This is a genomic window from Paenibacillus ihuae (genome assembly GCF_001368795.1).
Classification (GTDB): domain Bacteria; phylum Bacillota; class Bacilli; order Paenibacillales; family Paenibacillaceae; genus Paenibacillus_AQ; species Paenibacillus_AQ ihuae.
Genome location: NZ_LN831198.1, coordinates 3,892,170 through 3,906,847, shown reverse-complemented (window position 1 = coordinate 3,906,847; position 14,678 = coordinate 3,892,170). Strand labels below are relative to the sequence as shown.

Annotated in this window: 12 protein-coding genes and 2 pseudogenes; 7 read left to right on the top strand and 7 right to left on the bottom strand. The window is 51.6% G+C overall.

What is annotated here, in order from left to right; translation table 11 throughout:
• Together AQR02_RS34560 and AQR02_RS18055 are read right to left on the bottom strand one after the other, a co-directional pair.
• Window positions 1-663: pseudogene (locus tag AQR02_RS34560) on the bottom strand (MMPL family transporter); the annotation flags it as partial.
• Window positions 664-691: 28 nt separating this feature from the next.
• Window positions 692-1,309 (bottom strand): TetR/AcrR family transcriptional regulator, encoded by a 618-nt coding sequence (locus AQR02_RS18055; protein ID WP_054941663.1) that lies wholly within the window; start codon window positions 1,307-1,309, stop codon window positions 692-694.
• A gap of 363 nt (window positions 1,310-1,672) precedes the next feature.
• Between AQR02_RS18055 and AQR02_RS18050 the strand changes: the two genes are divergently transcribed.
• The 6 genes from AQR02_RS18050 (at window position 1,673) to AQR02_RS18025 (ending at window position 8,163) form a co-directional block, all read left to right on the top strand.
• Complete coding sequence (locus AQR02_RS18050) at window positions 1,673-3,775, top strand: glycosyl hydrolase 115 family protein (protein ID WP_082451897.1); 2,103 nt, start codon at window positions 1,673-1,675, stop codon at window positions 3,773-3,775.
• 445 nt (window positions 3,776-4,220) lie between these two features.
• Window positions 4,221-5,459, top strand: coding sequence for an FprA family A-type flavoprotein (locus AQR02_RS18045; protein WP_054941662.1), 1,239 nt, complete (start codon window positions 4,221-4,223; stop codon window positions 5,457-5,459).
• Between the two features lie 14 nt (window positions 5,460-5,473).
• Window positions 5,474-6,694, top strand: coding sequence for an NAD(P)/FAD-dependent oxidoreductase (locus AQR02_RS18040; RefSeq protein ID WP_054941661.1), 1,221 nt, complete (start codon window positions 5,474-5,476; stop codon window positions 6,692-6,694).
• A gap of 27 nt (window positions 6,695-6,721) precedes the next feature.
• Window positions 6,722-6,901 (top strand): rubredoxin, encoded by a 180-nt coding sequence (gene rd / locus AQR02_RS18035; protein WP_054941660.1) that lies wholly within the window; start codon window positions 6,722-6,724, stop codon window positions 6,899-6,901.
• A gap of 48 nt (window positions 6,902-6,949) precedes the next feature.
• The gene (locus tag AQR02_RS18030) at window positions 6,950-7,657 is read left to right on the top strand and encodes a Crp/Fnr family transcriptional regulator (protein WP_054941659.1); all 708 of its coding nucleotides are present in this window, start codon (window positions 6,950-6,952) and stop codon (window positions 7,655-7,657) included.
• Between the two features lie 188 nt (window positions 7,658-7,845).
• A complete protein-coding gene (locus AQR02_RS18025) occupies window positions 7,846-8,163 on the top strand; it encodes a DUF488 family protein, N3 subclade (RefSeq protein ID WP_054941658.1) in 318 nt (105 codons plus the stop codon).
• On the opposite strand, the gene AQR02_RS18020 is transcribed toward AQR02_RS18025, so the two are convergent.
• Both AQR02_RS18020 and hmpA read right to left on the bottom strand, forming a co-directional pair.
• Window positions 8,147-8,581 carry a flavin reductase family protein gene (locus AQR02_RS18020; RefSeq protein WP_108722021.1) on the bottom strand — a complete coding sequence of 145 codons (435 nt, stop codon included), beginning with the start codon at window positions 8,579-8,581 and terminating at the stop codon, window positions 8,147-8,149. The two genes, AQR02_RS18025 and AQR02_RS18020, sit on opposite strands and share 17 nt — an antisense overlap.
• A 67-nt stretch (window positions 8,582-8,648) precedes the next feature.
• Window positions 8,649-9,830: an NO-inducible flavohemoprotein gene (hmpA, locus tag AQR02_RS18015; protein WP_054942153.1), complete on the bottom strand. Its 1,182-nt coding sequence runs from the start codon at window positions 9,828-9,830 to the stop codon at window positions 8,649-8,651.
• 152 nt (window positions 9,831-9,982) lie between these two features.
• Here hmpA and AQR02_RS31460 point away from each other — a divergent pair.
• Window positions 9,983-10,408 (top strand): annotated as a pseudogene (locus tag AQR02_RS31460) (RrF2 family transcriptional regulator); the annotation flags it as partial.
• A gap of 16 nt (window positions 10,409-10,424) precedes the next feature.
• Here AQR02_RS31460 and AQR02_RS18005 read toward each other — a convergent pair.
• The 3 genes from AQR02_RS18005 to AQR02_RS17995 form a co-directional block, all read right to left on the bottom strand.
• Window positions 10,425-10,754: a hypothetical protein gene (locus AQR02_RS18005; protein ID WP_054941655.1), complete on the bottom strand. Its 330-nt coding sequence runs from the start codon at window positions 10,752-10,754 to the stop codon at window positions 10,425-10,427.
• Window positions 10,755-11,286: 532 nt separating this feature from the next.
• The gene (locus AQR02_RS18000) at window positions 11,287-12,936 is read right to left on the bottom strand and encodes an AraC family transcriptional regulator (protein WP_054941654.1); all 1,650 of its coding nucleotides are present in this window, start codon (window positions 12,934-12,936) and stop codon (window positions 11,287-11,289) included.
• A 30-nt stretch (window positions 12,937-12,966) separates the two neighbouring features.
• A partial coding sequence (locus tag AQR02_RS17995) for a cache domain-containing sensor histidine kinase (protein WP_245237535.1) occupies window positions 12,967-14,678 on the bottom strand: 1,712 nt, incomplete at its 5' end.

Sequence of the window (14,678 nt, the reverse complement as noted above, 5' to 3'; positions counted from 1 at the left end):
AGCAGTGATGCCTGAGCCTGCCTGCTCGACTTCTGTCACGGCTTTGATGACGTTATCCGGCACTTCCGAAGGCAGGGACGTCTGCTGAACGGTGAACTGGAACTGGAACAGTGCGATGCTGCCGTCTGCGGACAGCATGACACCGGGAACCGGAACACCGTCAGCCAGCAGCGGGCCGTAAGGAGCTGCAGCAGCTTGGCCGGCAGCAGCCGTCTGCCCGGCCGCAGCCGAAGGATCAGCAGCAGCTTGGCCGGCAGCATCTGTCTGCCCGGCCGCAGCCGAAGGATCAGCACCGGCAGCCTGACCCGCAGCAGCGGCGGCCTCGGCGGCAAGCTTAGCAGGATTGATAATATACTCCATGCTGTAGACCTCATTGATAGACTTCTGGAGCAGGGCTACCCGTTCCGGCGTGTCCAGACGTTCTCCGTCCGGAGCAGTGAAGGCGACACTCGCCTGGCCACCGGCGGCAGCAGGGAGTTCATCGGCCAGCATATCCAGCACTTTTTGCGATTCAGTGCCTTCAATCTTCATTTCGGAGCTGGACTGGATGCCATTAATGCCGAGCAGGGCGCCTACAACGCCGAGAATGATGATCCAGGCGGCGAGGAAAACCCATGGTTTGGAATACGCCGATTTTCCCAATCGGTACAGAAATGTGGACATGTGATGGTTTCTCCTTTTTATCTCTGGTTTAGAAGCCTTTTCGTAAATAACCAAACATCGAATTCAAATAATGATCGAACGATATGGCACTGGAGCGTTCATCCTGTGCTTCTCCCGGCAGCAGTACATTGAGCCGACCGTCCATAATAGGAATGAACGCCCCATAGACGGCACCGGCAAGCAGGTGGGTATATCCGTCGGTGTAACGCCCGTGGGTGAACTGTTCCAGTACCTCCTGTGCGGCAATCTGTAAGCGGTGGAATACGCTGAGAATATAAGGCTCAAGCGTGGGATACTGATTCGCCAGCGACACAAACTGCCGCAGTTTATGCAGAAATGCAGAAGTGAACTGCAGCTTAAGGAGACAGTATAAGGCATCCAGCGGCATTGCGTCCGGAGGCAAGCCTGCCAACAGCATGTTCTGATCCTCTTTCGAAGCACTACTCATAAAGTACGCCGCTACCGCTTCTTCTTTGCACGAGAAGTAATTGGCAAAGGTCCGCCGGGAAACGCCTGCCTGCTGGACAATATCGTCAACGATGAAGCCGTCCATCCCCTGCACAAGGGCCAGTTCAAAGGCAGCCTCGGCCAAAGCATAAGTGGTAGCTTCCTTCTTTTTGTCGCGCAGTGTGAGCTTGGGATTCAAGTTTCATATCCCCTCCTTTCCTGGATTGATCAAAGACAACACCATAATACTATTCTCCATTAAAACATAATCTTGCCCAAAGTGCAAAATTGCCCAATGTGCAATTAGGTGACGAATTACGGCCATAAAGACGTTCTTCTGAATATAAGGTTGAAAGCGGCAATAGTTCCAAGCCGTGGTTGATCACTTCGTGCTTGCGAAGTTGAAAGACATATAGCACAATATCAAGATAAAGGGGCAATACAAATGAGGGAAGTATTAAGGCCTAAGAAACTGTGAAAGCGTTTTAGGAGAAGGATCCCGGATGGGCCGGCAGCAAGCCGTTTCGATATTCCATAGTGAAGATGAAGGGATGATGGGCAATTGAGTGAGAAAGACAATGAACAATTGAAGCTTCGGGGACGGGTACGTTTGCAAATACCGCCAGTACTAACTTCACCGGTGAAGCATGCGCTCCGGATACTCGCGAGAGATCTGCAGGCTGTTCTCGGCTCGAAGCCCGAAATGGTAACAGACAGACCCGAAACCGCACAGCTGCATATCCGCCTGGCTGAAGAACAAGACCGCTTAGAAGCGCGTCCGGAGGCGTTCTGTTTCCGTTTTGAAGGAAGCGCTTCCGAAAGAAAACTGAACATTGTCGGCAGTGATGAGCTGGGCATCGTCTACGGCATACTTGAGTTCAGCCGGCGATATTTGGGCATTCAGCCGTTCTGGTTCTGGATGGACCAGACGATTGTAAGGCAGGAGGAAATCGGTATCCGGTGCGAAGATTATGATGCTCCGCAGCCGAAGGTCCGCTACCGGGGCTGGTTCGTTAATGATGAAGTGTGCCTGATCGGCTGGAAGGAGCCTTATCCGCCAACTGGTGAAGTGTGGGAGCCGGTGTTTGAGGCGCTGCTGCGCTGCGGCGGAAACATGGTTATCCCCGGTACCGATTTGCCCAGAGACGGCATTCACTACAAGCTGGCATCTGAGATGGGCCTGTGGGTGACGCATCATCATGCCGAGCCGCTTGGAGCCGAGATGTTCCTGCGTGCCTACCCGGGCAAGCATGCCAGCTATCAAAGTGAGCCGGAGCTATTCGAAAATCTGTGGCTTGAAGCGATCGAGATGCAGAAGGACATGAACGTGCTGTGGGTGCTGTCATTCCGCGGCCAGGGAGACAAGCCGTTCTGGATCGAAGATCCTTCCTTCGACACCTCTGAGAAGCGCGGAGCCATGATCAGCAAGGTCATCCGCAGACAGTATGAGATGATCAGTGCGGCGGTTCCAAACCCGGTCTGCTGTGTAGCGCTATATGGCGAAATCTCAGAGCTGTATAAAGGCGGATACATAGATCTGCCCGACGGTGTGATTCAGGTATGGGCCGATAACGGCTACGGCCGGATGGTTTCACGCAGACATAATAACCTGAATCTGCGGATTCCTGCCTTGCCTGCTGGCGGTGACGGGGGCAAGCATGGCTTGTACTATCATGTGACCTTCCATGATTTGCAGGCGTCTAACCATTTGACGATGTTCCCGGGTTCGGCCGCATTCCTGAAGCAGGAGCTGGAAACAGCCTTTGCTGCGGGAACGGACGAATATGTGCTGGTCAATTGCGGGAATATCCGGCCTCATATCTATCCGCTGGATATTCTGCGGGAGCTGTGGACCGCAGGTGAAATCGATACAGATAAGCATTTGAGTGAATTCGTGAGCAGCTATTACGCATCCGGCCGAGAAGAGCTGGAGGAGCTGTACCGCAGCTACTCCGCCGCCGCTCTTCCTTATGGGCCGAATGCCGACGATCTGGCCGGTGACGAGTATTACCATCATCCGGCGAGGAGAATTATCGGCCACTGGCTGCAGCATAAGGAAGCTGAGCCGGACCCGGGTCTGATCTGGGCGGTAGGGGACGTACCTTTTGCAGAGCAGGTTAAGGGGTTTGAGACGCGGCTTGAGGCAGGCATCGGGAAGTGGCGGGCCTGGCTTGAACGCTGCGATGAAGTCATCATGAGACTTGAAGGGGAAGACAGCCGCAGAGCCGCCGACCAGCTCCGGTTCCACGGTGCGCTTCATTTGTCCGGCTGCGAAGGCTTCTACTGGCTGTGCCGTTCTTACGGGGAATATAGCCGTCAGCGCTATCCGCAGGCTTTTGTCTATGCCTCAGAATCCATGTGGAGGTACCAGGAGGGGCTTGATGCGCTGAGAGGTTCCGAGTACGGGAAATGGGACCGCTTCTACCGGGCGGACTGGCTGACGAACATCGAGAGCACGGTGCAGAACATGGATACGTTAAGACGGGTGCTGCGGATGAACGGTGACAGCCCCGATTTCTTCCTGTGGTACAAAGAATACCTGATGCCGGAGACCGAAAAGTATATTTATCTGGAAAATACGCACCGTAATCCTTTACCGGACGACGAGCTGGCCCGGCGGCTTCAAGCTTACTTCTTGGAATCGCAGGATATTGATGCACAATAAAATGATATAAAAAGAAGTACGGCCGCTTCCGGTAGTTTCACCGGGAATGGCCGTTTGCAGTTCTAGTCGTATTGATCCGCTTCTCAACACCGATTTTCTCGGTGGTGCAGAGTAAGCTGGATGCTGTGAATACTAGAGTTCAGGAATTGAGATGTATCAGAATCAGCTGGTGCAGGGGACTGCGAGCTAATGGTGTCTGGCAGCGCCAGCATTCCTAAGGAGGGGCTTAGAAGCCCCTCCTTTTTGCTAATGTAAGATGTGAATCCAACAACTCCCGGCACCTAAGGTGACCAGACGCATAACGCTTTTTCAGCCATAGTGTATATTCAGGTTATGGACATCTGTTTTTGAAACTTTCAAAATTTGATTCAAATCCTCCTTTTGAATTGGCGGCCATTATAGAATGAGGTTGCTGATAAACATTATCAATCAGGAGGGCAAACAGATGAACAACACTGAAATTAAGATTGCAAAAGATACGTATTGGGTAGGCAAAATCGACAACCGGGAGGTTCCCTTCCACCGTCTTATACTGAGCAAAGGTACCACCTATAATTCATACCTGCTGAAAACCGGCAAGCCGACTGTTATCGATACCGTGGATATGGAATTTGGCCGGGAATATGCGGACCAGATGGAAAAGCTGATCGATCCTTTGGACATTTCATTCATTGTGATTAACCATACCGAACCCGATCATTCCGGCGGACTTGCAGCACTGGCTTCCCGGGCGGCTAACGCCACGATTGTCTGCACAGAGATTGCTGTGCCGGAGCTTCAGGAAATGTACAAGCTTCATGCCCGCAACTTCCTGGTTGTGAAGGATGGAGATACGCTGGACATTGGCGGCAAGACGCTGCTGTTCAAAGAAACACCGTACCTTCATACCGCAGAGACGATGATCACTTATTGTGTGGAAGACAAAATCCTGTTCCCCTGCGATATATTCAGCACACATGTTGCTGTCGGGAAGCTGTTCAGCGATGAAGCCGGGTTCGACATTACAGAGGACTTCAAGGGTTACTACAATGCCATTATCCATCCGCACAGAAGATATGTAAGAACGCTGATTGAAGCCGTTAAGGATCTGGAAATCGAAATGATCGCCCCTTCGCACGGATTTATTATCCGGGAAGATGTCCGCAAATATATTGATTTGTACGCCGAGCTGAGCCGTGAGACGACACAGGGTAAAAAAGCAGCTATCGTGTACACAACACTCAAAAACAACACCAAAAAAATGGCCGGCATTCTGCAGAATACCCTGCAGGCAAACGGGATTGAAACAGCAGTCTGGGATGCGGACAAAAGCGGAATGTCAGAGATTCTGGACAGTATCGCCGCAGCGGATGCCGTCTTTATCGGCAGCTCGACCCGTTATGCAGACATGATCGGTAATCTGGAACCCCTGCTGAAAGAGCTGCAGCAGATGAATCTCGAAGGCAAGCTTGCAGCGGCATTTGGCTCTTACGGCTGGAGCGGTGAAGCCATTGAGGTGATTCAGGACTATTTGAACGGAACCAATATGACGGTACAAAGTACTTCCGAGGTAATCAAATCAACCGGAATGACGCATGTGGAATTCCCGATCCGGGTCCGGTTCTCGCCCAAAGATGCCGATAAGACGCAGCAAATTAAAAATGCCGCTGATTTTGTTTCCGATCTGCTGCTGAGCTCATTCTAAGGGGGAGTACTGATATGTCTAAACATTACGTCATTGTCGGAAGCGGAGTCGCGGCAGTTCATGCCGCCAAGGCGATCCGTGATCAGGATGCGGAGTCAGAGATCACTATCTTTGGCGAGGAGGAGCATCTGCCCTACAACCGGATCAAGCTGACCAAAGGTTTGTTCAGTGACCTGCACAGCGAGAAGGTGCTGATCAAGAAGGAGAAATGGTACCGGGACAACCGGATATCCCTTCAGACCTCGAGCCGTGTCATGTCCATCCATCCGGAGCGGCAGCAGGTGGAGACCGCAGACGGTAAGCTGACCTCATATCACAAGCTGCTGCTCTGCATGGGCGCGAGAAACCGGGCGCTGACGGTGGATGGGGCAGGACTGAAGAATGTCCACACGATCCGTGAGTTAGGGGATGCGGACGGGCTAAAAGCAAGTCTCATAAGCGGACAACGGATCGTTGTTATCGGCGGAGGGGTTCAGGGGCTGGAGACGGCCTGGGCACTGCATGAAGCCGGCTATCAAGTGATCATTGTAGAAGCAGCCCCGCGGCTGATGGCCAGACAGCTGGATGAAGCTTCCTCAGATCAGCTGCGTTTGACCCTGGAGCAGGCCGGAGTGCAGGTCAAACTTCATCGCGGAGTCACCTCAATTAATGGAACAGAGGCTGTTACAGGCGTGACCCTTGATGACATGGCGGCAATACCCTGCGAGCATGTGGTGTACTCCATAGGCATTGTTCCTAATACTGACCTGGTAAAAGAAACAGGGATCCGCACACGCTCCGGCGTGGTTGTGAACACCCATTTGGAGACAAGTGCTCCGCATATATACGCTGCAGGAGATCTTGCCGAACTGGACGGTCAGGTCGAAGGCTTATGGGGCGGAGCCATGGAGCAGGGGAAGGTTGCCGGAGGCAACATGGCGGCCATGCAGCCCGCTGCTTACCGCAAGTCCATACCGGTCACCTTGTTCAACGCTTTTGGCATTTCACTGTTCTCCATCGGCAATACGGATGAGAGTCAATGCGACCATTCTGCTTCGGCAGTAGTTAACGGCGTGTACACCAGAATATTTGTGAAGGACAGCGTATTAACCGGGGCCATCTCCTGGGAAGGTGCGGCAGCTTCATTAACCTATAAATCCGCAATTGAGCAGAATATAAGCCTCACAGGCATAGACTTGGCGAATCGCCCCCTCGGGGAAATCATGTCTGAAGTCGAGGCCAGATTACAGAACTAATTGAATAATTTGAAGGAGATGACTACTATGAAAAAATACATTTGTTTGCCGTGTGGCTATATTTACGATCCGGCGTTAGGCGATCCGGATGAGGATGTTGCATCAGGTACGGCTTTTGAGGATCTGCCCGAGGATTGGGTCTGTCCGGTCTGCGGCGAAGATACGACCCATTTTGCACCAGTACCAGATAAAGGGGCAGCTTCTTAAGAAGCTGTGCCTGCTTCAAGATCAGTAGAGATACCAGGAGGGATATGAATGTTGGAACATTCCTGCCAGAACGCTGGGGAGCCCTGTACCCGTAAAGTGCCTATCTTCGCATCGCTCAGCGATGGGGAGCTCTCGCGGATCAGCGCCATGATCAGACACCGGAAAGTAGGCAAAGGCCAGGCGCTAGTGCTTGAAGAGCAGCCAACAGACACCTTGTATATCATTCAGCAGGGACAGGTAAAGCTGTCAAAAATGACGCCTCAGGGAAAAGAACAAATCCTGCATGTGCTGACTAGCGGAGAATTTTTTGGCGAACTGAATATATTCAACAGCGAAGAGCTGAGCAATTTCAGTGCATATGCGCTGACCGATACAAGTATTTGCATGCTGACCAAAAATGATATGGAGCAGCTGATCTCGGAGAATCCGGATATTACAATCAAGCTGCTGAAGACCGTCTCCAAAAGGCTGGCCCATACCGAGAATCTTGCCCAGAGCCTCGCAACCAAGGACCCGGAAATCCGCATCGCCTATATGATTCTGGAGCTGAGTGACAAGTACGGCAAACCGCGCAGCAGCGGCATTCATATTAAGCTGCCTCTCTCCCGTGAGGAACTGGCCAGTTATGTGGGCGTTACGCGGGAAACGATCAGCCGTAAATTTGCCATCTTCGAGGATTTGGGCCTCATTGAGCTGGTAGGAAATAAGCAGCTGATTGTGAAGAACCGCCCATCCTTGGAGAAGTACATTGATTAAGCCATCGGCTGCACCAACGGGATTTTTCCCTTTGATTCTGCGATGACGAGCCGGATTGGTGAAATCAACGGGATTTTTCCCTTTGATTCTGCGATGACGCTCCGAATTGGTGAAATCAACGGGATTTTTCCCTTTGATTCTGCGATATCGTGCCGGATTGGCAACAGCAGACCGCAATCGACGAGTGGATGAAGAAAATTTCCCCCAGTTCGAAGCTGCGCCAATGGTTCGGCCACATGCCGGAACGGATCGGGGAATTCAGTGACCGCTATATCCGGGAACTGGAGGAGGAGCCGGAACGCGAAAGACTTGCTGCGAAGATTAATGAGCGGGCGCTGAAACAACAAGTTACGTTGGTGTATGCCGCCAAAGACTCCATACACAATCATGCTGCCGTACTATATAAATGGCTTCTTTCCCGTTACAAAGCACACGGGCCGCCCCTGGATCACCTTAGATCCGGGAAGCGGCCTGTGTGCTTTTTTCAATCTACTGCATATATCTGAATCCCTTCTGATGTCCATCCCCGATATAGAACACATTGTCGAATTCCGAGGATTGCAGCCCGCCGTCATCGTTCAGATAGTCCTTGGCAACCAATCTGCCTTTGATTTGGGCCAGGATATTGGTCATGCCTTTGAACTGCTCACGTTCGATAATATCAGACAGTGTACATTCAATGGAGATTGGACACTCCCGGATCACGGGAGCGTTAACGGATTGTGACTTTACATGCGTCAGATTTACGTTATCAAATTTGCCCAGGTCATAACCGGTAGTTGATCCGCAATAGCTGATGGCGTCCATCATCGACCGGTCCGGCACATTGATTACAAAATCACGGACCTCTTTAATCTGATGGATGGCATAACCCTTGCTGCTGAAGCCAAGGAAGTGCATCCTCCTGTAAACCTTACTCGCCATAGAATGGCATCTTTACAGAAAGCATAACGCAAGCGGGAAAGGAGGCTGGGTGACCAGACTCACAGAATTAGTGATTGTCCAGCTGCAGGGCCGGGCCGAAAAACTCATAATGAATTTGTTCTTCCTTCATTCCGAGTGCATGTAACTCACGGATCATGGCTTCCATAAAGGGCACCGGACCGCAAACATAGGCATCACCGGTAATGTCGACATAATTTTTGAGGGTTTCTCCTGTAATGACGCCGTCCGGGCCGCCGGAGAAGAAGGTTTTGGTCTTGACGTTGCTCATGGCTGCTGCATGCTTCTCCACATCCTGCGTGAAAGCGGCGAGCGCTTCGTTCCGTGCAGAGTGCAGGAAGACCGTCGGCCGGTCCGGCGTTACATTGGCAACGGTCTCGAACATACTTATCATCGGTGTAATGCCTACGCCGCCGGAGATGAACGCAACGGGTGTAGTTTTGGTGGCATCCAGCAAGAATTCACCGGCAGGGGCACTGACCTCAAGGGTGTCTCCTTCATTGACCTGATTGTGAAGATATACGGATACAACGCCATTCGGATCATTCGCTTCTTCACGTTTTACGGAGATACGGAATTCATCAGGCTTTGGAGCCTGGGAAAGGCTGTACTGCCGGATCATTGTATATTTTTCGCCTGGAATCAGCACACGTACAGAGATATACTGGCCTGCTTTATAATCCGGTACATTAGATCCGTCTGCAGGTTTCAGATAGAACGATGTAATATTTCCACTCTCCTGTACTTTGCGGGCAACAGTAAACGGTTTGAAGAAGTTCCAGCCGTTCTCCTGCTCGCGTGCTTCTTTATACATGCTGTCTTCGACACCGATAAAGGCATCAGCGATGACACCGTAGGCTTCTTCCCAGGCAGTAAGAATCTCATCCGTAGCCGCATCACCCAGCACTTCCTTAATCGCCTTCAGCAAAAATTCACCTACGATCGGGTAATGCTCCGGCTTGATGCCGAGACTGACATGCTTGTGTGCAATCTGGACTACCGCCGGCAGAATATTCTCAAGGTTATCGATGTGGACGGCCGCTGCGTATACCGCATTAGCGAGTGCCGCCTGCTGGCGGCCTTGTGCCTGGTTGGCATGGTTAAATACATTCAATAATTCAGGGTGGGCTTCGAACAAATTCCGGTAAAAGACAGAGGTAATTGTTGTTCCATGTTCTGCCAGGACTGGCGCTGTAGATTTGACAATGTCACGCGTTTGTTGTGATAAAATAATGTTCATCCCCTCTCAATTATTACAAAATTAATATATACCCATTTTAAATTAAAAGATATATTTAAAATACCACTTTAACAAATTGGACAATACTTATGATAGTATTTGTAATAAATATCACTTACTACACCTAGGGATCGGAGATAAATATGAGGCTGACGTTGTACACTGATTTTTCATTGCGGATTCTCATCTATCTTGGAGCGAAAAAGCGTGATGAGCTGTCAACTATACAGGATATTTCAAATGCTTATCAGATATCCAAAAATCATTTAATGAAGGTCTCGCACGAATTAGGAAAGGCGGGATACATAGAAACGGTAAGAGGAAGGAGGGGAGGTATACGTCTGGCTCTTGAACCCGGAGATATAAACATCGGGGAGGTCGTCCGGCGGATGGAAGACGACTTTTATCTTGTCGAATGCTTCAATCCTGCAGGCGGCAGCTGCCCGATCTCCCCGGTATGTGGTCTTAAAGGTGTGCTGGGCAGAGCCCTTCAAGCCTATCTGCAGGTGCTGGATGAATACACTCTGCAGGATTTGCTGGTCAACAAAGATGATTTGCGGGCCATTTTGCAGCAGCAGAACGAGGTCACGCTTCCTCAAACAGAAGACGTTCTTCCTCCCGGCTATGAATGGCGTTCAACACCAGCAGCGTATGGAACTGGTGAAGAACCTCAGGTGTGAGGCCTTCTTCTGAGAGCTGTGCTTTCACATCTTTTACGATGATCCGCAATAATTCATGGCTGAGAATCCGCGTCTCCCAGTACTCAATTAAATGATCGGCGGCCTGTCGCGCCACTTCAAATTCCCCCGCTTCCAGCAGCTCCTCCACTTCTTCGGTTTTGGCTACAGCACCGGACAGCCCGCTCTGATGAATGGCATGTTGGGCGTGAAGCTGGCGTAGTGATGGTCCTGGCATGAGGCTTCATCCTCGCGTTTTTTTGAAAATATAAGAATATATTTGTTTTACCTGATAAAGAATCCCTCTATTTCTCGCGGAAATGGGACCGTCCTCTAAAAAAGACGGCAAAGCCATTTCCACTTGTCAGTAACAGAAAGGGAAGGATGAGTATGGCCCAGGCACCATGCTGGTTAGGGATATACTTCCTCATCGAATTATTGACCTCCTATCAGGAAAATTATAGGGTATTACGGGTACTAATTCCCTAACTATACGGCTTTTTGCTGGAGGAACAGGGTGATTTGAAGCACAAAGTAAGCGCAAATAACGAAGGGGGATTTACTCGGATCTTTCGTGTTTTATAGTACATTTACCGCTTAAACAGCGGAGAGAACGGAACGATTGTGGAAAAGCGTTAGCGGTCGCCTTGCTCTCCGGATATTTACCGCTAAGGAAAATAAATAAAATCTGGAGAGCACAGCGATTGGAACAACGGTTCGTTCGTGGAGCCCGTCAATCAAGCTCTAAAAACAAGGGCCACCGCCTGAGCTCAGGAGCGGCTTCTCTCCTGGAGGCTGCGCTCAGGCTGAGAGCCTGATTCTATCTGCTGCATATATTCCCGGGGGGACATGCCGGTGACCTTCTTGAACACCTTGCTGAAATAGAAGGCGCTCTCGTAGCCCAATCTTTGCGAGATTTCATAAATCCGGCCCTCGCCGCGCAGCATCATTTCTTTGGCAGCCGTAATTTTGGTCTCGGTGATATATTCCACATAATTGACCTTGGCGATTTTGGAGAACAGATGGCTCAGGTAGTTGGGGCTGAAGTTGAAGACATCGGCTACCTGATTGAGCGAGAGCTTGGTGCCGAGGTTCCGTTTGATGTACTCCTGGACATTTTTGACGATCTGCTCCTTGTAGCTTTGTCTTCTGGTGGAGAGGATGGCGGAGCAGCCGTCACGGAACGTGATCAGCCAGCCTGCGATCTCCTCAATCGTATGCATCTGGTAGATGGCGCGGTAGCCCTCCGGTTCATGCTCAAAAATATGCTCTACAATCTCTTCCCCGTCCGCAAGCAGGGAGGTAGCCATATAAAGAATATTGCAGGCGGCGTCGGTGGCGGGAACCAGCAGGTCGGAGCGGCCGTCGAAGATCTCGATCATCTTCGAGATAATGGCGTATAGCGCCTGAGTGTCCATTTCTTCAAACGCACGGCGGATCTCGCTGCGTGATTCGGAGAAATCGAACAGGGGATAATCCTGTTCCAGCGGCTCCCCTTCGGCGAAGAATACGAACGACTGTGCTTTCACCGCTGCCGGCAGTGCTTTGCGGGCCGCGAGATAGCTCTCCCGCAGCAGATAAGGGTCCTCGACGGCAAAGCCAATCGCACCGATAATCGTTACATTGAAATAGTTGTGGAGGACGGAGGCCATATCGGCCAGCAGCTTCTGGGTGTCCGGCATCCACCCCATCGGATCGGTTCCGCAGACAGGCAGGGCAACGGCAAAGTTGCGCAGATCCAGGCTCGTAACATAGCAGGTCCTGGTGGATGTAAGGGTATCCTTGGCCATTTGGACGGTGCTTGAGCAGAGGGCTACCAGCTTATCCCCGCGCGGCGGGACACTGTCCGGGCCCAGAATACGGCAGGTACAGACCAGATAGGCAGGGCCGCTGAGGTCAAGGTCCAAATCCTCTTTTTGCAGCAGATACTGGTTTTTATTCTCGAACAGGTTATTGAACAGCCGGATGAAGAACTTATCACGCTGGGCCTGCAGATTGCCGCGGTGGACGAGCTTCGGATAGCTTTCCAGCGTCTGATAAGCCTCCAGCAGCGTAATGGCCCGCTGAATAGATGCGGCCAGTGTGTCCGGCGTCAGCTCCAGCTTCACCAGATAATCGGTGGCCTGGACTCCGATGGCTGCCCGTGCATATTCAAAATCTTCGTAGCTGGTCAGGATGATGAACAGCGGAAGCCGGCCGTACTTTTTGCGTACCGAATCTGCAACGGCAAGGCCGCTCTTAACCGGCATTTTAATATCGCTGATCACTATATCCGGGCGGAGGCTGTCAATCATTTCTTCCTCCTGAGCCCCGTTATGCGCGATTCCAACGATCTCTATGTTATACTGCTCCCATTTCAGCATGGACTGCAAGCCGATACAGACGAGCGCTTCGTCATCGGCAATCAGCAATTTGATCAAGCTCATCACTTCCTCACTCTGGATTCCGGGTTATTCCTTCAGCAGGAACGGCAGCAGAATCTTCATTTGTGTATACTGCCCCGGTTCACTCTCGATCGAAAGGCCGTAAGGCTCCCCAAACGCGAGATGCAGGCGTTCATTGACACTGCGGAGCCCGACATTTTCGAACAGCCCTGTGGAGCCCTCCTCCCGCTCGGACAGGATCTTCGCGATCTGCTCCTCTTGCATACCGACACCGTTATCTTCAATGGTGACCAGAATATCGGCGAAGCCGCTTTTTTGCACCGTGATCATGATATCTCCTCTGCCCTTGGGCTCGATCCCATGAAAAATGGCGTTCTCCACGAGCGGCTGGAGGGTGAAGCGGGGAATCAGGCCTGACAGCAGCACCTCGTCTGAAATTGTCTGCTCCAAAGAGACAGTACCGCCATAGCGGTATTTCTGGATCAGAAAATAATCCTCCAGCAGCTTCAATTCGTCCTTCAGCGGCAGCAGCCGCCGGTTGTCCTTGGCAATACTGCGCAGCAGCCTGGACAGGGCAGTGGTCATTTCAGCAATGCCGGTCGCATTCTGAATCGTCGCCATCCATTTGATTGAATTCAGCGTATTGTAGAGGAAATGCGGGTTGATCTGGTTTTGCAGCATCCGGTATTCCAGCTCCTGCTTCTGCTTCTCGTCAGCCAGCCGGCTGTCCATTAATGCGGTAATGTCCTGGGACAGGCGGTTGATCCCTCTGCCGACATCTCCGAGTTCACTGTTCCATTCGATATTCCGGTCGAGCAGGAAGTTGCCCTGGGCGATTTTGTCGATCCGCTTCTTTAATTTCTCCACAGGGAGACTGATCGTCCGGGTCAGATACACGGTAATAATGCCGCTGAGCACAAGAACCATGAAACATACGCCCAGCATAATCGGAATCCAGATGCTTGCCTTGGGGGCGAACTGGCTGCCGGACAGGGTCTGGGACAGCACCACTCCGCTGCGTACCGGATAAGACACGGCGATGGTCTGCTCCCCGTCTTCCAGCCGGAGGGTGGACAGCTTGGTTTGCGGCCCGACAGGCTCATCATCCGTGTAAGGAACCGGTTCATAGGGCGCTCCGATGTCCTGCACCTTGTCGCCAATGAGCTGATAATGGTTGTCCCCCAGCGTCAGCAGCAGCCGCGAATCCTCAGGGAGGGAGTAGCCTCTCAGCTTGTCGGTGATGACGGACGTATTGACGAGCAGATAGACCGTTCCAATCCGTGCTGCCCTCTCTCCGTAGACCGGTAGAATATATGGAATTCCAACCGAGGTGGAGAGCGGGTCCTTAATGACCTGATCGTATTCTTTTACAGCCTCATTATTGTTCAGTCCGGTAATCTGTCCGATATTATGGATAGTGAGCGGGACCGATGTGCTGACGGAATTGTCCACCTGCAGGAACTTTCCCTTATTGTCTGTAACTATCAGGCGGCGGACATAGCTGTTGGAGCGGTTGATCCGGAAATCCTCCTGCATGGAGTTGAAGACATTAAGTGCGTCTCTGGCTTTGGCCTGCGGTGAGCCAAAATAGTCGGTAAGCAAGGTATTGGTCGCCGAATTGGTGCTGCTGGTCATCGCGAGTGCGGACAGATTCAGCAAATCCTGTTCTATAATATGGGAGACGAGCTGGAGATTAAACTCCGTTGCCTGGATGGTCGTTTTCCGCTGATAATAGGAAATTAGCTCATAGCTGAAAAATGACAGGAGTGCGGCGATCA

What these genes read in the sequence shown, in the direction of transcription:
- AQR02_RS18040 (WP_054941661.1), top strand. Translation starts at nt 5,474, where the DNA reads ATGTCTAAACATTACGTCATTGTCGGAAGCGGAGTCGCGGCAGTTCAT.
- rd (WP_054941660.1), top strand. Translation starts at nt 6,722, where the DNA reads ATGAAAAAATACATTTGTTTGCCGTGTGGCTATATTTACGATCCGGCG.
- AQR02_RS18020 (WP_108722021.1), bottom strand. Translation starts at nt 8,581, where the DNA reads ATGGCGAGTAAGGTTTACAGGAGGATGCACTTCCTTGGCTTCAGCAGC.
- AQR02_RS18025 (WP_054941658.1), top strand. Translation starts at nt 7,846, where the DNA reads ATGAAGAAAATTTCCCCCAGTTCGAAGCTGCGCCAATGGTTCGGCCAC.
- AQR02_RS18005 (WP_054941655.1), bottom strand. Translation starts at nt 10,754, where the DNA reads ATGCCAGGACCATCACTACGCCAGCTTCACGCCCAACATGCCATTCAT.
- AQR02_RS18045 (WP_054941662.1), top strand. Translation starts at nt 4,221, where the DNA reads ATGAACAACACTGAAATTAAGATTGCAAAAGATACGTATTGGGTAGGC.
- AQR02_RS18030 (WP_054941659.1), top strand. Translation starts at nt 6,950, where the DNA reads ATGTTGGAACATTCCTGCCAGAACGCTGGGGAGCCCTGTACCCGTAAA.